This is a genomic window from Streptomyces sp. NPDC059371, from assembly GCF_042751995.1.
GTDB lineage: Bacteria > Actinomycetota > Actinomycetes > Streptomycetales > Streptomycetaceae > Streptomyces.
Genome location: NZ_JBHYXD010000002.1, coordinates 207,322 through 225,125, shown reverse-complemented (window position 1 = coordinate 225,125; position 17,804 = coordinate 207,322). Strand labels below are relative to the sequence as shown.

General features: G+C 71.2%; 15 protein-coding genes and 1 pseudogene. 8 read left to right on the top strand and 8 right to left on the bottom strand.

What is annotated here, in order from left to right:
- Positions 1-232: 232 nt before the first annotated feature.
- From ACFXGX_RS02220 to dnaK, 4 genes are all read left to right on the top strand, one after another.
- Positions 233-1,294, top strand: coding sequence for an ATP-binding protein (locus tag ACFXGX_RS02220; protein WP_384783724.1), 1,062 nt, complete (start codon positions 233-235; stop codon positions 1,292-1,294).
- On the top strand, positions 1,291-3,096 hold the full coding sequence (locus tag ACFXGX_RS02215) for a hypothetical protein (RefSeq protein WP_384783722.1): 1,806 nt from the start codon (positions 1,291-1,293) through the stop codon (positions 3,094-3,096). The genes ACFXGX_RS02220 and ACFXGX_RS02215 overlap by 4 nt, the downstream gene beginning before the upstream one ends.
- A 164-nt stretch (positions 3,097-3,260) precedes the next feature.
- Positions 3,261-3,686, top strand: coding sequence for an OsmC family protein (locus tag ACFXGX_RS02210; protein ID WP_384783720.1), 426 nt, complete (start codon positions 3,261-3,263; stop codon positions 3,684-3,686).
- A gap of 144 nt (positions 3,687-3,830) precedes the next feature.
- Positions 3,831-5,741 carry a molecular chaperone DnaK gene (gene dnaK / locus ACFXGX_RS02205; RefSeq protein WP_384783718.1) on the top strand — a complete coding sequence of 637 codons (1,911 nt, stop codon included), beginning with the start codon at positions 3,831-3,833 and terminating at the stop codon, positions 5,739-5,741.
- Here the strand turns inward: dnaK and ACFXGX_RS02200 are convergent.
- The 3 genes from ACFXGX_RS02200 to ACFXGX_RS02190 form a co-directional block, all read right to left on the bottom strand.
- Positions 5,735-6,598, bottom strand: a complete 864-nt coding sequence (locus ACFXGX_RS02200) for a helix-turn-helix domain-containing protein (RefSeq protein WP_384783716.1) — start codon at positions 6,596-6,598, stop codon at positions 5,735-5,737. The genes dnaK and ACFXGX_RS02200 overlap by 7 nt on opposite strands.
- A gap of 179 nt (positions 6,599-6,777) precedes the next feature.
- Entirely contained in the window at positions 6,778-7,617 is an 840-nt protein-coding gene (locus tag ACFXGX_RS02195) for a helix-turn-helix domain-containing protein (RefSeq protein ID WP_384783714.1), read from the bottom strand.
- A 149-nt stretch (positions 7,618-7,766) separates the two neighbouring features.
- Positions 7,767-8,462, bottom strand: a complete 696-nt coding sequence (locus tag ACFXGX_RS02190) for a hypothetical protein (RefSeq protein WP_384783712.1) — start codon at positions 8,460-8,462, stop codon at positions 7,767-7,769.
- Between the two features lie 473 nt (positions 8,463-8,935).
- On the opposite strand from ACFXGX_RS02190, the gene ACFXGX_RS02185 reads away from it, so the two are divergent.
- Complete coding sequence (locus ACFXGX_RS02185) at positions 8,936-9,241, top strand: 4a-hydroxytetrahydrobiopterin dehydratase (RefSeq protein WP_384783710.1); 306 nt, start codon at positions 8,936-8,938, stop codon at positions 9,239-9,241.
- A 5-nt stretch (positions 9,242-9,246) separates the two neighbouring features.
- Positions 9,247-9,963 carry a class I SAM-dependent methyltransferase gene (locus ACFXGX_RS02180; RefSeq protein WP_384783708.1) on the top strand — a complete coding sequence of 239 codons (717 nt, stop codon included), beginning with the start codon at positions 9,247-9,249 and terminating at the stop codon, positions 9,961-9,963.
- 28 nt (positions 9,964-9,991) lie between these two features.
- Here the strand turns inward: ACFXGX_RS02180 and ACFXGX_RS02175 are convergent, their stop codons facing one another.
- Together ACFXGX_RS02175 and ACFXGX_RS02170 are read right to left on the bottom strand one after the other, a co-directional pair.
- Positions 9,992-10,483 carry a hypothetical protein gene (locus ACFXGX_RS02175; protein WP_384783706.1) on the bottom strand — a complete coding sequence of 164 codons (492 nt, stop codon included), beginning with the start codon at positions 10,481-10,483 and terminating at the stop codon, positions 9,992-9,994.
- Positions 10,480-10,914: a hypothetical protein gene (locus ACFXGX_RS02170; RefSeq protein WP_384783822.1), complete on the bottom strand. Its 435-nt coding sequence runs from the start codon at positions 10,912-10,914 to the stop codon at positions 10,480-10,482. The genes ACFXGX_RS02175 and ACFXGX_RS02170 overlap by 4 nt, the downstream gene beginning before the upstream one ends.
- Positions 10,915-11,170: 256 nt before the next feature.
- Between ACFXGX_RS02170 and ACFXGX_RS02165 the strand changes: the two genes are divergently transcribed.
- Both ACFXGX_RS02165 and ACFXGX_RS02160 read left to right on the top strand, forming a co-directional pair.
- Positions 11,171-12,115 carry a helix-turn-helix transcriptional regulator gene (locus ACFXGX_RS02165; RefSeq protein ID WP_384783704.1) on the top strand — a complete coding sequence of 315 codons (945 nt, stop codon included), beginning with the start codon at positions 11,171-11,173 and terminating at the stop codon, positions 12,113-12,115.
- Between the two features lie 88 nt (positions 12,116-12,203).
- Positions 12,204-12,713: pseudogene (locus tag ACFXGX_RS02160) on the top strand (rhamnogalacturonan lyase); the annotation flags it as partial.
- Between the two features lie 287 nt (positions 12,714-13,000).
- On the opposite strand, the gene ACFXGX_RS02155 reads toward ACFXGX_RS02160, so the two are convergent.
- From ACFXGX_RS02155 to ACFXGX_RS02145, 3 genes are all read right to left on the bottom strand, one after another.
- Positions 13,001-13,921 (bottom strand): class I SAM-dependent methyltransferase, encoded by a 921-nt coding sequence (locus tag ACFXGX_RS02155; RefSeq protein ID WP_384783702.1) that lies wholly within the window; start codon positions 13,919-13,921, stop codon positions 13,001-13,003.
- Positions 13,922-14,222: 301 nt separating this feature from the next.
- Positions 14,223-14,777, bottom strand: a complete 555-nt coding sequence (locus tag ACFXGX_RS02150; protein WP_384783700.1) for a hypothetical protein — start codon at positions 14,775-14,777, stop codon at positions 14,223-14,225.
- A 183-nt stretch (positions 14,778-14,960) separates the two neighbouring features.
- The gene (locus ACFXGX_RS02145) at positions 14,961-17,645 is read right to left on the bottom strand and encodes a cellulose binding domain-containing protein (RefSeq protein ID WP_384783698.1); all 2,685 of its coding nucleotides are present in this window, start codon (positions 17,643-17,645) and stop codon (positions 14,961-14,963) included.
- Positions 17,646-17,804 lie beyond the last annotated feature (159 nt).

Below are 17,804 nucleotides of genomic sequence, written 5' to 3'. Positions count from 1 at the left end.
GACCACCGGGCGAAGGCGTCCCGACCACCGGCCGAAGGCGTTCCGACCACCGGGCGAAGGCGTCCTGTTCACCGGCCGCGAAGGGTCGTGTGCGACGGAAAATGGGAGGCGGCGGGCGTACCGCCGTAGCCACACTGTGGGCATCGCACGCCGCGCTCTCGCGCGCGTCCCTCGCACCTCTCCCATCTTTCGCACCTCTCCCGTCCCTCTCACGCTGTCAAGGAGCCCGCCTGTGCAGGCAGCCGTCACCGTCACTCCCTCCCGTGTCCCGGAGCTGCTGCTCGGTCTCGCCACCGTGCGGCCGGTCTTCCTCTGGGGCGCCCCCGGCATCGGAAAGTCCTCCCTGGTCAGGGAGTTCGCTGAATCGCTCGGGCTGGAGTGCGTGAGCCTGTTGGGTACGCAGCTCGCGCCCGAGGACCTGATCGGTGTGCCGCAGATCCGCGACGGGCGTTCCGTCTTCTGTCCGCCGCAGGCCATCGCCCGCGACGAGCCGTACTGCCTGTTCCTGGACGAGCTGAACGCGGCGACCCCCGATGTGCAGAAGGCCTTCTACTCGCTGATCCTGGACCGCCGCATCGGTGACTACGAGCTGCCGAAGGGCTCCATCGTGATCGGCGCGGGCAATCGCGCGACGGACAACGCGCTGGCCCGCCCGATCGCCTCGGCGCTGGTCAACCGCCTCACGCATGTTCATCTGGAGGCCTCTCCGAAGGACTGGCTCGTCTGGGCCGCCGCGAACGACATCCACCCCTGGGTGCTCGACCACGTCACCGACCGCCCCGACCACCTGTGGTCCAAGCCGCCGAAGACCGAGGAGCCCTTCTCCACGCCGCGCTCCTGGCACATGCTCTCCGACGCGCTGCGCTCCTTCGGCGACGGGCTCGACGAGGAGACCCTGAAGGTGATCGCCCACGGCACCCTGACGCCGGCGCACGCGGTCGCGTTCTGCGGCTACGTCAAGATCGTGCGCAGTCGCTTCGGCATCGAGGCCGTCCTCAAGGGCGACGCCCGCTGGCCCTCCCGCATGGAGGACCGCGACCTCCTCTACTACCTCGCGGAGTCCTTCCGCGGCCGTCTGATCAAGGAACTCCCGGCCGGCCGGGACCACATCCCGGCGAACGCCCGCCAGACCGCGTACCGGGCCAAGTCCCTGCTGATCCAGCTCGCGGAGATATCCGTCGAGGTCGCCCAGACCGTCATCGCCTCGGACGCCGACGGCAATCCGGTCCTGCCCGCGTGGTTCCTGGTGGAGGCCGCCCGGGACATGCCGCGTCTGGTCGAGGCGCGGCGATGAGCCGTTCCCGCAAGGCCGGGACCGGGGCCAAGCCCGATCCCGCCGCCGAGGCGTTCGCCGAGGGGATGCGGCTCGTACGGACCAACCCGGCGCTGGACGCCGTGAACTTCCGCGTCTGCCGGGAGGAGACGTGCGCCAGAGTTCCCCGGGACGGGCTGGTGGCCGTCGACTCCAACGGGACCGTGCACGTCAACCCGACCCGGCGCGCCGACCCCGTCACCTGGGCCTGGGCCGTGGCGCACGCCGTCATCCATCTGGGCTTCGGTCATCTCCCGGCCGCGACGGGCGAACGCGAGCAGCCGGACCGCGTCGACCTCGCAGCCCGCTGCGTGGTGGTGAACCGCTTCCTGCGCGGCTTCTCGGCGCGGCTGACCCCCGAGGACCTCCCGGACTCCTACCCCGACGGGGACGAGGAACGGCTCGCCGCCGCCTGGCGCCGCGACGGCATCCCGCCCCGGTACGAACACTGCGGTACGGCGGGCGGCGCCCCGGACCAGGTCCTCGTGTCCTGGAGCACCTGGCAGGGAGCCACTCCGACCGACTGGCAGGTGGCCTTCGCGCACGCGCTGACCCGTACCATGGCCGCCGCGATGGACGTGGCGGGCGGACGACGCGTCTCCCTGGGCGACGGGCCCACCCCGCTCCGGCCCTGGGAGCGGGCGCTGAGCTGGTTCGTCTCCTCCTACCCGCTGCTCGGTGGCCTCGCCGCCGGCATCACCCTCGTCGCCGACGCCGAACTCGCCCGCGCCCACGGCATCTCCGTCGCCGCCGTGGACACCGAGGCGGCCGAGATCTACATCAACCCGCTGCGCCGGTTCGACGACGAGGAATGGCGGTTCGTCCTAGCCCACGAGATGCTGCACGCCGCCCTGCGCCACGGCGACCGCCGCGGCACCCGGGACCCGTACCTCTTCAACGTCGCCGCCGACTACGTGATCAACGGCTGGCTGTGCGAGATGCAGGTCGGCACGATGCCCGAAGGGCTGCTCCACGACCCGGAGTTGAAGGACCTGTCGGCCGAGGAGGTGTACGACCGGATCGCCGGAGACCTGCGCCGCGTGCGCCGCCTGGCCACCCTGCGCGGCAAGGGCGTGGGTGACATCCTGGGCGGACCGCTCGGTTCCGCGCGCGACTACGTCGACCTCGACGAGTTCTACCGGCGTGGCCTGGCCCGGGGCCTCGATCTGCACCAGCGGCAGGAGCGCGGCTTCCTCCCCGGCGGTCTGGTCGAGGAGATCCGCGCGCTCAGTCATCCGCCGCTGCCCTGGGACGCCCGACTCGCCCGCTGGTTCGACGAGTTCGTGCCCCGCCCCGAGCCGCTGCGCTCGTACGCCCGTCCCTCCCGCCGGCAGGCGGCCACCCCGGGTATCCCGCGCGCGGGCCGCTGGTTCCCGCCCGAGGAGATCGCCCGCTGCACCTTCGGCGTCGTCCTCGACACCTCCGCCTCCATGGACCGCACCCTGCTCGGCAAGGCACTGGGCGCCATCGCCTCGTACGCCGGGGCCCGTGACGTACCGGCCGCGCGCGTCGTGTTCTGCGACGCCGCCCCGCACGACGCGGGCTATCTGCCCGTCACGGAGATCGCCGGACGCGTACGGGTGCACGGGCGCGGTGGCACCGTGCTGCAACCGGGCATCGATCTGCTGCACCGTGCCGACGACTTCCCGCCGGGCGCGCCCGTCCTGGTGATCACGGACGGATACTGCGACGTGCTGCGGGTGCGGCGCGAACACGCCTATCTGATCCCGCACGGCGCGCGGCTCCCGTTCACCGCGCGCGGGCCGGTCTTCCGGGTGATCTGAGTTCCCGCCGCGCCGTCCCGGCGGGCCTTCCACCGCCCTCGGCGACGAAATCCCGGACACGCACCGGCAGGTCGCCGCCCGAAGCGCGGGGTGCACCGGGCCCAGGTGTGATCGGATGGGAGGCACGGACCCCGGCAACGGGACCACTCCCGAAAGGAATCACCGTGGCAACCACGCGCACCGCACACACCGTGTGGGAAGGCAACCTGCTCGAGGGCAGCGGCGTCGTCACCTTCGACTCCTCCGGCATCGGCGAGCAGCCGGTGACGTGGGCGTCGCGGGCCCAGGACGCGAATGGGAAGACCAGCCCCGAGGAACTCATCGCGGCCGCCCACTCCAGCTGCTTCTCCATGGCGCTGTCGCACGCCCTCGCGGGTGCCGGGACGCCGCCCACCAAGCTCCTGACCAACGCCGACGTCACCTTCCAGCCCGGCGAGGGCATCACCGGCATCCACCTCACGGTCGAGGGCACGGTGCCGGGTCTCGACAACGACGGCTTCGTCGCGGCGGCCGAGGACGCCAAGAAGAACTGCCCGGTCAGCCAGGCCCTGACCGGCACGACGATCACCCTGTCGGCGAAGCTCGCCTGACGCGCGTACACCGGTGCCGCGCCCTCCCTGTGGGGGGCGCGGCACCGGCGTGTCCGACCCGGTACGGCCGTCCGCGCCATTGACAAGCGAGAACACAGGTTTTGTGCTTGAGGGCGGGCAGAGCCGGGGCGGAAGGGGACGGACATGGGACGTGCGGTCGGAATCGATCTCGGTACGACGAACTCGGTGGTGGCAGTCCTGGAGGGCGGTGAGGCGACGGTCGTCGCCAACGCCGAGGGAGCACGCACCACGCCCTCGGTGGTGGCCTTCGCCAAAAACGGCGAGGTGCTGGTCGGCGAGGTCGCCAAGCGGCAGGCCGTGACGAACGTGGAGCGCACCGCGCGGTCCGTGAAGCGGTACATGGGCGATGTGAACTGGCGGTTTCCCGGGAAGGGCAGCGTCGACGGCACCCGTTACCGCGCCCAGGAACTGTCCGCTCGGGTCCTGCAGAAGCTGAAGCGGGACGCCGAGGCCTACCTCGGCCAGGACGTCACGGACGCCGTGATCACCGTGCCGGCCTACTTCGACGACGCGCAGCGCCAGGCCACGAAGGAGGCGGGCGAGATCGCGGGCTTGAAGGTCTTACGGATCATCAACGAGCCGACCGCCGCGGCCCTCGCGTACGGGCTCGACCGCGGCGAGGAGCAGACCGTCCTCGTCTTCGACCTGGGCGGCGGCACCTTCGACGTCTCGCTCCTGGAGATCGGCGACGGGGTCATCGAGGTCAAGGCGACCAACGGGGACACCCGGCTGGGCGGTGACGACTGGGACCAGCGGATCGTCGAGCACCTCGCCCAGCGCTTCAAGGCCGCGCACGGCATCGATCTCGGACACGACAAGATGGCTCTGCAACGGCTGCGCGAGGGTGCCGAGAAGGCCAAGATCGAGCTCTCCTCGTCCACCGAGACCACCGTCAACCTGCCCTACATCACCGCCACCACCCAAGGCCCGCTGCACCTCGACGAGAAACTGACGCGCGCTCAGTTCCAGGAACTGACGGCCGACTTGCTCGACCGCTGCAGGACGCCCTTCCACCAGGCCGTCAAGGACGCCGGTGTGAAGCTGTCCGCCGTCGACCACGTCATCCTGGTCGGCGGCTCCACCCGGATGCCCGCCGTCACCGACCTGGTGAAGGAACTCACCGGCAAGGACCCGCACAAGGGCGTCAACCCGGACGAGGTCGTGGCCCTCGGCGCTGGACTCCAGGCCGGTGTGATCCGCGGCGACGTGAAGGACGTCCTGCTCCTCGACGTCACCCCGCTGTCCCTCGGCATCGAGACCAAGGGCGGCATCATGACCACCCTCATCGAGCGCAACACCACAATTCCCACCCGGCGTTCGGAGATCTTCACGACGGCCGCCGACAACCAGCCCTCGGTCGGCATCCAGGTCTACCAGGGAGAGCGCGAGATCGCCGCGTACAACAAGAAGCTCGGCGTCTTCGACCTCACCGGTCTGCCGCCCGCGCCGCGCGGGGTCCCGCAGATCGAGGTCGCCTTCGACATCGACGCCAACGGGATCACCCACGTCTCGGCGAAGGACCTGGCCACCGGGCGCGAGCAGAAGATGACCGTGACCGGCGGCTCCGCGCTGCCCAAGAACGACATCGACCGCATGGTGCGCGAGGCCGAGCAGTACGCCGAGGAGGACCGGCGCAACCGGGAGGCGGCCGAGACCCGCAACCACGGCGAGCAACTCGTGTACCAGACCGAGAAGTTCGTCCGCGACAACGACGAACGCATCCCCACGGACACCAGGGCCCAGGTCGCCTCCGCGGCCGACGAACTCAAACAGCTCCTGGAGGACTCCTCCACCGACACCGCCGCCCTGCACGGCGCCGTCGAGAGGCTGGCCACCGTCAGCCAGCAGATGGGCCAGGCCATGTACGCCCAGGCCCAGCAGGGGTCGGCCCCGCAGGAACAGCCGCCCACCGGGCAGGCCCCGGGCGCGGGTGACGACGACGTCGTGGTGGACGCGGAGATCGTGGACGAGGAGCGCGAAGGGGACGGAGGGAGCACCCGGGACGGGGCCCCGGGATCGGGACCCGCTCAGTAGCGGTCGCGGAACTCCCGGAGGATCTCCTTGGTGCGCTCGGCGGAGGCGGCGTGGGCGGACATGTGGTCCAGCACCTCCAGATGCAGGGCGACCTCCTCACGCGCGTCGAGGTAGAGAGCGCCGGTCACGTACTCGCTGTAGACGATGTCCGGCAGCTCCCGCTCGGCGAAGCGGAACAGTGCGAAGGAGGTGTACGTCCCCGGGTGCGGCCCCGCCGCGTACTCCGCGACCTGGAGCGTGACGTGATCGAGCTCGACCCATTCGAGGAGCCGGTCCATCTGCTCGCGCATGACCTCACCCCGGATGCTCACCGGACGCAGCAGAGCCGTCTCGTCCATGATCACCCAGAGGTGGGGCGGTTCCTCGCGGGTGAGCAGCGCCTGCCGCTTCATGCGCAGCGCCACATGCCGGTCGATGGCCTCGGCGCCCGTCTGCCCGACGGTCCCGGCCTCCAGTACGGCCCGCGCGTACTCCTCGGTCTGCAGCAGCCCCGGCACGAAGTGCGGTTCGTAACTGCGGATGAGCCGGGCCGCGCCCTCCAGGCTGACGTGCATGCTGAACCAGTCCGGCAGCACGTCGTGGTACCGCTGCCACCAGCCCGGCTCGTTGGCCTCCTCGGCCAGCGCCACGAAGATCTCGACCTCGTCGTCGGAGACGCCGTACGTCGTCAACAGGACCTGCACGTAAGGGATCTTGAGGGCGACCTCGGCCGTCTCCATCCGGCGCACGGTCGCCGGCGCGACCCTCAGGACACGCGCCGCCTCTTCCCGTTTCAGGCCCGCGGTCTCGCGCAGCTCCTGCAGCCGTCGGCCCAGGACCACCTGCCCCACCGTGGGCGCCGGCCGCCGCTCACTCACGCCACGCCTCCCCACGCGCCGAAGTATGGGTGCAGTGTGCCATGTCCGTGCGGAACCATCATCGTTTGGCCTCAACCCGACTACAAGCAGCGCGATATGACGCCTCGTAAGTCTCCGTCCGCGCTCCGTTCCCTCCCCGCACCACCGTCACCGGTAATCGCCCGCCCGGTGACGAGACATCACGAGTGCAGCGAATGAAGGTACTTGCCCGTCGCCGGGTCCGCCGGGAGGAACGTCTCGATGGCCAGCTCGGCGACCGTCACGTCCATCGGGGTGTTGAACGTGGAGATGGACGAGATGAACGACAGCACCCGGCCCTCGTGCTCGATCCGCAGCGGGAGCGCGAAGTGAGGGACGGGACCGAGCGACTCGTCGTCGTCCGCCCCCGCGTCCCGGTCCGGGACCGGATACGCCGCCACCTCCTCGTACAGCGCGCGCAGCGGCTCCGAACGGCGCAGGGCGATCTGCCGGTCCATCTGGGCGAGCAGGTGATCCCGCCAGGTGCGCAGATTGCGGATGCGCGGCGCCAGGCCCTCCGGGTGCAGCGTCAGCCGCATCGCGTTCAGCGGCGGCACGAGGAGCCGCTCCGGGACACCGTCCAGCAGCAGGGCGATCCCGCGGTTCGCGGCCACCACGTCGTACGTCGCGTCGACCACCAGCGCCGGATACGGCTCGTAGCCCTGGATCAGCCGCTCCATGCCCTCGCGCAGCGCGTCCATCGACGGGTCGTCCAGCGGGGTCTCCGCGTAACGCGGGGCGTAACCCGCCGCGAGCAGCAGCGCGTTGCGCTCGCGGACCGGCACGTCGAGGTGTTCGGCGAGCCGCAGCACCATCTCCTCGCTGGGGCGCGAGCGGCCCGTCTCGATGAAACTGATGTGCCGGGCCGAGGAGTCCGCCCGCAGGGCCAGTTGGAGCTGACTGACCCGCCGCTGCTCCCGCCAGCCGCGCAGCAGCGGCCCGACACCGCCGTCGGCCGAGGTACGGGGGACGGCGGGGGAACCGGACGGGACAGGGCTCATGTGAAGACCTTGACATGCTCCTCGCCCCGAAGGGCGAGGATTCCGGCCCTATCGATCGTTGCTGTGCCGATGCGCGGCACGGGGTTCGGTCGGGAAATGGCTTTCTCCTGAATATTGGCCGCTCCCGGCGCGGTAGGTGAGGCGGTGACTCAGACGTCCTGTGCCTGCTCGAGGGCGTCGCGCAGGGCGCTATCGGCATGGTCGTCGAGGGCCGTGCCGAGGTGGCGCAGCTGGGCACGTCGTTCGGTGTCGCCCCGTTCTGCCAGGGCGGTGGCCCACGCGATCTTCTGTTCGTCGGTGATTCCGGCCGTCTCGTTGAACAGCGCGCACAGGGCGTACCAGCGCACCGCCTCGTTGCCGTCCTCGGCCAGTTCCAGGAGGGCCTCGACGACCCGGTCCTGGGTGTGTTCGCGGTCGGCCAGGTCGGGGAGCGCGGCGGCCACCGCGAAGCGGACGGGCTGCGCCGGGTCCCACTGGTGGCCGAGCACCAGGTCGAGGGTCTCCTCGGCGTTGTGGTGGCCGAGCGCGGAGATCATCCATCCCAGGACGCAGGGGTCCGGCTCGTCGGCCATCTCCGCCACGACGATCTCGATCGTCTCCGCGGTGAACGGCCGGCGGCCCTCGCTGTCGTAGGGGCCCAGCTCGCGCAGAACCCGCGCCCCCAGTTCCCGCTCCGTCGGCTCCTCGCACGCGAGCAACTGCGCAGCGGGCTCGAAGACATACCGGGTCGGTCGTCCGTGCAGGGCGACCAGGCAGGGGACGGAACCGTCCTCCGCGCTGATCTCCTGCAGAGCTTTCACGAACAGCTCGTCGTCCGTGGCGGCGGCGATGCCATCGATTCCCATACTGCTTTCCCCCTGGTTCCCGATGCCGAGTATGCGCTCGTGCGGCCACCGGGGGCGCGCCGGGCCTCCTGGCCGCCGGGCGTGCGGCGTGACCGCCGGTCCCGTCCGGCCGCCGGGCGCCCGAGGTCGCAGCGCTCCTGGGACATCGTGGGCCGGGGGTCGACGGCCTCCGAGGCTTTTCGCAGCTCTCCCATGGGGCGAGCCCCGAGGAACGCCGACGGTGACGCCCGGCGACCCTCGGCCCCGCCGCCGACGGGCGCCCGGCACCGGCGATGTGCCGGGGCGGTGACCGGTCGGCACCCGTCCGGCCGTCGCGGCGAGCCGCCGCGGCCCGTGTGCCCTGCCGAGGGGTGACGGCTGTGGCACGCTGGGTGAAGGGTCGGCCCGCCTGGCCTTCGCCGCCGGTCCGTCCCCTGCGCCACCCCGGCCCCCCGCCCCGCGCGCCTCACCCGCCGTACGAAGGGATTACGTCCATGGCCGTCGAACCGCTGGAGCCCAAGGAGATCGAGGAGCGGCTTGCGGCGTTGCCCGGCTGGTCGCTGGATGGTGACCGGCTCGCCCGTACGTACCGGCTCGGCTCCCACTTCGCGGCGACCGCGATGGTCGTGCACATCGCCCAGGTGCAGGAGGAGCTCGGCCACCACTCCGACCTCACCCTCGGCTACAACACGATCGCCCTCACCGTGAACACGCACAGCGTCGGCGGTGCCGTCACCGTGCTCGACTTCGATCTCGCCCGCAGGGTGGAGGAACTCGCGCCGGGACACGGGGCGAGCTGACCTCCGTGCTGGACTACGACAAGGAAGCGGACCGCTACGACGCGACGCGCGGCGGCGAACCACGGGCCGCCGCTGCCGCGGCCGCCGTGCTCGCCCTGGTCCCCGACGATGCCCGCAGCCTGCTCGACGTGGCCTGCGGCACCGGCATCGTGACGAGCGGACTCGCCGCCGGACGGCCGGCGCTGCGAGTGACGGGGGCGGACGCGGCCCACGGCATGGCGTGCCGGGCGGCGGAACGCCTCCCCGGAGCCGTCGTCCGCGCCGACGCCCGCCGACTCCCCTTCCCGGAAAGCTCGTTCGACGCCGTGTGTGCCGTCTGGCTGCTCCATCTGCTGGACGACGCGGGGGCCGTCGTCGCCGAAGCCGCGCGTGTCCTGCGGCCCGGCGGTGTGTTCGTCACCACCGTCGACAAGGCGGCGGCCCACCATGTCGGCAGCGACATCGACGCGTTGACCGCGCTCTGTCGCGCCGAGCACGCCGAGGACGCGAACGAACGGGTCACGGCGTACGCCGCCGAGCACGGCCTGGTCCCGAGCGGCACGGCCCTCTTCCGCGGCCACGGCCAGGGCCGGACCCCGCGCCGTGTGGCCCGGTACATCCGCGACGGACGGCTCTACGCGGCTGGCGGACCTCGGCTGGCCGAGCGGATCGAGACCCTGCCCGGACCCGATGTCCCGCGCCGCGAACCGGACTTCACCCTGCGGGCCTTCCGAAGGAACTGAACTCGTGCGAACCGGCCCGGGTCCGGCGTCAGAGGGCCTTCCTCCGGGTGAAGTCCATGGTCCAGTTGGTCAGCCAGGTCTTCTCCCCGTCCACGGAGAAGGCCTGTTCCCACCGGGCCGTCGTCTCTGAGATCCCCGACCAAACGAACCGCACCCGCACGTCCTTCCCGTCATGGGTGTCGTCGCCGTGGAACTCGCCGCGTCCGTTCGGTCCGAACCGCCCGAGCACCGGCGGGAACAGCCGGCCGCTGCGGCTGGACGACCAGTTCAGCGACCACCGCCCGGTCTCCATGTCGAAGAGCCGCAGCGTCAGGCCCGTCCATCCCTGGCTCGGCACGTCGATCTCGTCGATGTTCGCGGCGCCGCGGAACAGGTTCCAGCAGCGGCTGACCGCGGAGAACTCCTCCCAGTCGCTCTCCGGGTCGAGGAAGTCCGTACGACGGCGGTTGACGACGTCCCAGTCGCCGTGGAGGAAGTCGAAGCCGTTCAGGGCCGACACGTTGTCCCGGACGTCGTTCATGCGCGGTCTCCTGTGGTTCCTTCAGGCAGGGAGTCGGTCAAGTAGGCGGCCAGGTCAGGTACTTCGGAGGCGAGCAGATGCCGTACCCAGGCGTCCCGCTCGTGCAGGATCGGCGGCAGCTCCCAGACGCAGCCGATCCACGGGCGTTCCGTGACGACGAAGTTCGTCGGGTCCCGGTCGGGGCAGCCGAGCACAGGCTGGCCCGCGGCGGCGCCCCGGAAGTGCAGGACGTTGTCCCACACCCAGCTGTACGCGTTGAGATAGGCACCGTCGTCGGCGCCCCGGTGCAGGACGACGAACGTGGCGGGCGGGGTGCCGTCCGGCTCGGGAAGCAGCCGCGGCAGGATCGCGTAGGCCGCCCTTTCGACCTCCGGTTCGATACCGGCGGGGTCCGCGGTCACGTGGTACCGCTTGATCCGCCGTCCCGCCATCTCGACGGGCGGCGGCACGGTCAGGAACTTTTCCCTGAAGGCCGCACGGGACGGGGACGCGTCGGAGATCGCGGAAGCCCCGGAGCCGCCGGAAGCCCTGGAACCGCCGGAAGACACGGAGCCGCCGGAAGACACGGACGCATCGGATGCCGCGGAGGGCACTGAGGCCGACACCACCGCTGGAGCGGTGGACGGTGTGGAGGAAGCTGAAGCCATGGCTGGGACGCTAGGCCCGCTTCACTGACATCCTGTGTCAGTGAAGTCCAGCCGTCTCATCTCGATCCTGCTGCTGCTCCAGACCCGCGGCAGACTCACCGCCGCCCAGCTCGCCGAGGAGCTGGAGGTCTCGGTCCGGACGGTGTACCGGGACGTCGAGGCGCTGAGCGCGGCGGGCGTCCCGCTGTACGGCGACGCGGGACACGCGGGCGGCTATCGCCTCCTCGACGGCTATCGCACCCGCCTCACCGGTCTCACCACCGAGGAGGCCGAGGCGCTCTTCCTCGCCGGGGTCCCCGGACCCGCCGCCGAACTCGGACTCGGCGCGGTGCTCGCGGCCGCCCAGCTCAAGGTGCGGGCCGCCCTCCCGCGTGAACTGCGCGAGCACGCGGACCGGGTGAGCGGCCGCTTCCACCTGGACGCGCCGGGCTGGTACGCGGACGCCGACGCGACCCCGTATCTCACCGCGGTCGCCGACGCCGTCTGGAACGGCCGGGTCCTCGACATCCGCTACCGCCGCTGGCGCGAACCCACCGACGTGGAGCGCCGCCTGGAACCCTACGGGCTTGTCCTGAAGGCGGGCCGCTGGTACGTCGTCGCGGGTCCGGGGCCACGTACCTACCGCGTGGACCAGATCCTCGAACTCCACGCTTCCGAGGCGGAGTTCACCCGGCCCGAGGGATTCGACCTCGCGGCGTACTGGACCGCTTATCAACGGGGTTTCCACGAACGGCTGCACCGGGCGGAGGCGGTCGTGCGGATCGCGCCCGGAGCCGTCCTGAACGGTCCCGCCGGCCAGGCCGTAGCGGCCAACGGGCTTACGGACGAGCGGGGCTGGACCCGTGCGACCGTCCCCGTCGAGTCCCTGGACCAGGCCCACGACGACTTCCTGCGCCTCGGGACGGCCATCGAAGTTCTGGCACCGCCCGAACTGCGCGCCCACATAGCCGAAACGGTCGCGGAACTGGCCCGCAGATACGTGTAGAGCGTGCTTGCCGCGAGGCGACAACTCCCGTGCGGCCAGAGGCGACTGAGAGGACGTAAGCAGTCTGTCCTCTCAGGATGTATCCACCGTGCGGCACCCGCAACGGCAGCACCGCGGACGCGCGATCGGCTCGGCCCTGGCGGTCGCGGCCCTCCTCGCGGCCGGTCTCACCGTCCTCGGCGCCGGTCCGGCCCGGGCGGCCACGGCGAGACAGGTCGAAGCCCTGGACCGGGGCGTCGTCAGTGTCCACACGGACAGCGGCAACCTGATCGGCTGGCGCCGGCTGGGCACCGACCCGAACGACGTGCCGTTCAACGTCTACCGCGTCGGCACCAACGTCAACTCCGCCCCGGTCAGCGGCTCCACGAACTACTTCCACACGGGCGAGCCCGCGCAGGCCGACTGCACGGTCCGCGCGATCGTGAACGGTGTGGAGCAGGCGGACTCCGTCCACGCCGTCCCGGCGTGCGGCACGGTCTCGTCCTGGGGCGACTCCTACGGCAACCGCGTCGACCGATTCCTCGCGGGCGCCGCCTACTTGGACGGTTCCCGGCCCCTGCAGGGGGCCCGCACCGGAAGTTACGTTGCCGGGGGCGTGGCCAATTCCTGCCTGCCTGCCTGCCTGGCTGCCTGCCCGGCCGGCCGGCCTCGGTCCCGATGTGCCACCACGAGATCGCTGGGGAAGGCGCACCGGGTCATGGGCCGACGTGCTGACGCCAAGCCAGGAGCGTGACCCCGTTGTCAGTGGCGGCTCGTAGAGTGGCTGTCAACACAACGACTAGCTAGTCGGGTTGTTGCTGATGCCCCGCCGGAGTGATGCCCGGCGGGGCTCGCTGCTGTCACGGGCGGTTGTCGTGCCCGTGCTCGCCCAGGTAGCCGGCGGCGTCACTGTTCTCGCTGAGCCATGCCTCGCACACTCGGTACGGCTGGACGGCGTCCTTGGTTCGCGGTCCCCTCGCCTCGTTCGGCGCGCCGTCCGACCCGCAGGACGGTGAGATAGCGGCGTGCCGCCCGGTCGTCCATCCGGGTCCTGATGTGCTCGGCGATCGCGTCGAGCAGCGGCTCGCGGATCTCCGGGTCGAGCCGCCGGTACAGCGAGGTCGAGCGAAGCAGATCGGCGAAGCCGTTCCCGTCGAACCACTGGACGGTCGGGTACCAGCGCACGATCGTCGGGCCGAACAGCCTTCCCGGGTCCTCGACGAGGCCCCAGCCGTCGTCGGTGGCGCGCACCTCGTCCTCCAGCGGGGGATGCCCCCAGTCGGGGTTGCCGGGGGCGAACCGCTCGTGGAGATGGGAGGTCTCGGCGTAGACCTCCGGTTCTCCCGGCCTGCGGACGACGACGTGGCCGAGCAGCGCCGCCCAGCCTCCGGGGTGCAGCACGTCGTGCGCTCGCGGCCAGCCGATCGCCGGGTCGACCCAGTGCCACGACGACGCGGCCACGAGGACGTCGAAGCGCCGCCCCCGGTCGTCCCACTCCTCGAAAGTCGACGTCTCGATCCCGATCCCGACGCCGACGCCGGCGCCCCCGAGGGCCGCGATCCGCTCGCGCGCGAGCGCGGCCATGCCGGTGCCCGGTTCCACGGCGGTCACCGAGCATCCGAGCGCCACCAGGGACCGCGTGGCCTGACCGGTGCCGCAGCCCACCTCCAGCACCGACGACCTCGCGTCCATGCCGGTGACGGCGGTGAGGTCCGCGAACAGCTCGTCGGGGTATCCCGGCCGGACCCGGTCGTAGAGCTCCGGTACCTCGTCGAACACCCGGCCAAGGCCGAGCCGGTCCGGGCGCGCTTTCCGTTCATCGGTCACGAACGCACAAACTAGGAGGCCCGGCCAGGAGCCGCCACCGGTTCGTCCCGGCGGCTCACACGACTCACGCGAGCGATTTTCGGCCGGACTCTATTGCTGTGGCCGGTTCCTGATGCATGGTGTGCGTGTGACCTTCCTGGCCCTTCCGGGCCCGGACCGCCACCCCTCGGACCCCGCCTGAGCTGTGCTCTTCACGGGGCCCGCCGCTCCTCCCGGCTCCCCACGGGAGGTTCTGCGGCTGCCCGCGACCAGCCGGGCCGAGCTTCGCGCCCGCCGGGCGGTCCGGGGCGGCGGGATGCCGTCAGCTGTACGTCCAGCGCCATCCGCCCGAGCGGTACGCGCACGTGATCCTGGTGCCGCCCGCGGTGGTCGTCGTGGCGCCGTGGTCGCTGTTGCGGCAGTACTGACCCGCCGAGTAGCAGTTGCCGGCGTTCGAGGTGATCGAGCAGGTGCTGACACTGGTTCCACCACCGCCACTGCTGCCGCTGCCGCCGGAGCCGCTGCCCGAGGCGGCGCGCGCGGTGACGGTGACCTTCACCTTGACGGTCTTCGTCGCGGTCACGGTCGGGGCCGGCTTCGGCTTCGCGGTCGCCGTGGCCGTCGCGGTCGCGGTCGTCGTGACGGTGACGGTGGGGGTGGGCCGCACCTTCTCGGCAGCGGCCTTCGTGGTGTTGGTCTTCTGTCCGCCGTCACCGCTGTCACCGGCGCCGGCGCCGACACCGAGGAAGAACGCGAACGCGACGGTCGGCAGTACGTAGCGCTTGCGCGCCCAGCGCGGTCGCGGCGGCTGCGGGGCCTGTCCGGGCGGGACGGGCTGCCACCCGTTTCCGAACGACGGCGGCTGGCTGTACGACATGGATCCCCCCAGGGATGGTTCGTGGTGGGGTGACGATATCGGGGGGTGTGAAGGATCTGTGAGTGTCAGGTGGAGGAGGTGATGCACTTGTGATCATCTCGGGACCCCCCCCGACGCTCAGGGGACCCGTCCGACCCGGTGGGACCGGCGGACGAGTACCCCTGAGGGCGGTGGGCCGCAGGCTCAACTCACCGCACAGGCCTGACCCCCCAGCTTGAAGACCGACGGTTTCGTGTTCGTCCCCGTCCAGCTCCCCGTGAAGCCGAAGCCGACCGTCGAACCGGGGGCCACGTTCGCGTTCCAGCCCACGTTCCTGGCCGTCACCGCCGCGCCCGACTGGGTGTGGTCGGCGTTCCACAGCTGCGTGATCTTCTGGCCGTCGGTGAAGGACCAGCCCAGGTTCCAGCCGCTCCAGGCGGTGGAGCCGGTGTTGGTGAGGGCCACGTCCGCCTGGAAGCCGCCCTGCCACTGGTTCGTGATCCTGTACGTCACCGTGCAGGCCCCCGTGGACGGCGGTGTCGGGTCCGTACCGCCGCCACCGTCACCGCCCCCGGTGTCCGACGTGTCGCCGTAGATGATCCCGCGCCCGTTCGTCGCGACGTACACGCGCCCGTAGATCCGCGGGTCCCCGGTGATGGCCGCGCCGGTCCAACCCCACTGGTGGGCATCGTCGTTGACGCGCGTCCAGCTCGCGCCCTTGTCCGTCGAGCGGAAGATCCCGCGTACGCCGCCGATCTTCGCGCTGGTGTAGAGCGTCTGGTAGGAGGAGCCGGTCGCCGCCTTGCCGAAGCCGATCGTGTCGGCCTGGTCGACTTTCGACAGCTTGGTGAAGTTCGTGCCGCCGTCCGTCGAGTGCCACAGCCCGTAAGCGCCGTCGCTCGCGCCGCCCGCCAGCCAGATGTCGCCCTTGGTGCCGGGCAGTGCCTTGAAGCGCACACTGTCCCCGCCGGGCAGGTTGCCGGCCGTGGACGCGGCGAAGGTCGCGCCGCCGTCCGAACTCACGTAGAACGTGCCGGACTTGAAGCCGTAGAACGTCTTCGGGTCGATCCGGTCCGACTCGACGACCGCACCGGCGGGGATACCGCTCGACGCGGACCACGACGTACCGAACCCGGTGGTGTACTGCACCCCGGTGCCCGCCGGGCTCCACACGAAGCGGCTGCCGTCCGGGGCCGCGGCCACCGTGCCGCCGCCGGTGACGCCCGAAGGGTCGCTGCCCGCGAACCAGTTGGCGCCGTTGTCCGTCGAGAAGCCGATGTGCGGCCCGGAGTCGAGGTTGCCGACGCGTACCACCGTGTTCGGGTTGGTCTCGGCGTAGTCGAGGCTCGTCGTGCTGGTGAGGTTCGGCGAGGTGTACATCATCGAGGGGACCTTGGTGAGATCCGTGTGCCGGAAGCCGCCGATGTCACCGAGCGCGCTGAGCAGCGGAGCACCCGACGGGGGAGAGGCGAGGTCGTTGACGGCCGTCTCCTCCAGACCCTGGACCATGGGCCTGACGGTGAACTGGCTCCCGCTGTCCCAGTCGGTGAGGTTCTCGGTGCCGTAGATCGTGGCGCCCGTCCCGTACATCATCCGGGCCGAGTCGAACGGGTCGATCTCCAGCCCCTCGGTCATCCAGCCGAGTTTGGGGGTCTGTTCGGGTGGCGAGGGATTCGCGCCGAAGGTCAGCCAGGGCACGGACGAGACGTCCATCGTGTAGCGGTTGGACCGGTTCGGATACGACGTGTAGTCCCACGCCCTGGTCCAGGTCCCGCCGCTGTCCGTGGACCGGAAGATCTGGGTGTCCGGCCACCAGGAGCTGTACGCCGTCGCCATCACGGTGCCCGGGTGCTGCCGGTCGACGGTCAGCCCGCTGAAGCCGTAGTAGGTGTCGGCCTCCGCCACCGGGCTGATGTCCGTCCACGTCCCGGTCTTCGTCGCGTACCGCCACAGCCGGCCCTTGCCGCCGTCGTACGGGCCGCCCTTGTCGCTGTAGGCGAGATAGAGGTAGCCGTTCACGGCGTCGAGGACGCCCTTGTGCGCGAGGTAACCGGTCGGCTGTCCGGCGAGCCTGGACCAGGTCGCGCCCGCGTCCGTCGAGCGGTAGACCGCGTTGTCCTTGTCGGCGACCCCCACGTAGACCGTCTGCGTGGCGCTTCCCCGGGTGCCGGTGGACTCGTCGAAGGTGACCCAGACGACGCCCTGGTTGTCGGAGGCGTAGCCGCTGGTGTCGGTGGAGTCCTGGACGTAGTTGCCCGGGTTCGGGAACGCCGTGACCTGCGACCAGCTCACTCCGGAGTCCGTGGAGCGCCACAGCCCCTTGCCGCTGGGCGCGCCGAGGTAGAGCACGCTGTTCCTGTTGGGGTCGACGGCCAGCCGCTCACCCATGCCCCGTCCGGGCATGTTGCCGCCCAGCTTGAAGGGCAGATCGGTCTTCTGCCAGCTCGCCCCGCGGTCGGCGGAGCGCAGGACGGCCCCGTTCGTCGGGTCCCAGCCATTGGTGTACGTGCCGACCGCCGCGTACACCTTGTCCGGGGCGACGGAGTCGGAGGCGAGGCTGACGACGCCGGTGTGCCCCCACTCGTTCCAGCCGACCGAGTCGAGCAGCGGCGTCCAGCTCTTCGTGGCCTGGACCCAGCGGTAGGCGCCGCCGATGTCCGTGCGGGCGTAGGCGAGGTTCTTCTCGGAGCGGTTGAAGACGATGCCGGGGACGAAGCCGCCACCGTCGACACGGGCGTTCTTCCAGGTGTACGCGTCCGCCGCGAGCGTCTTCGTGGGGGTGCTCGCGGTGGTCGTCGTGGGGGTGTCCGCGGCCAGTGCGGGCGGGGTGCCGACCAATAGTCCGGCGGCGAGGGCGAGTACGGCCGTGAGGATGCGTGTTCTTCGCACGGGGGGAGTCCTCTCCGGTGCACGGGATGGGTGGGGAGGGGAGCAAGTGACGGGGGGGGGGGCCCGCCTTTCGGTGGGGGGGGCCCGGCCCGCTGGCCCGGCCCGGCGGGCGGGGGCGCGCGACCCGCGCCCCCCCCCGGGCGCTTTCTATATAGACAC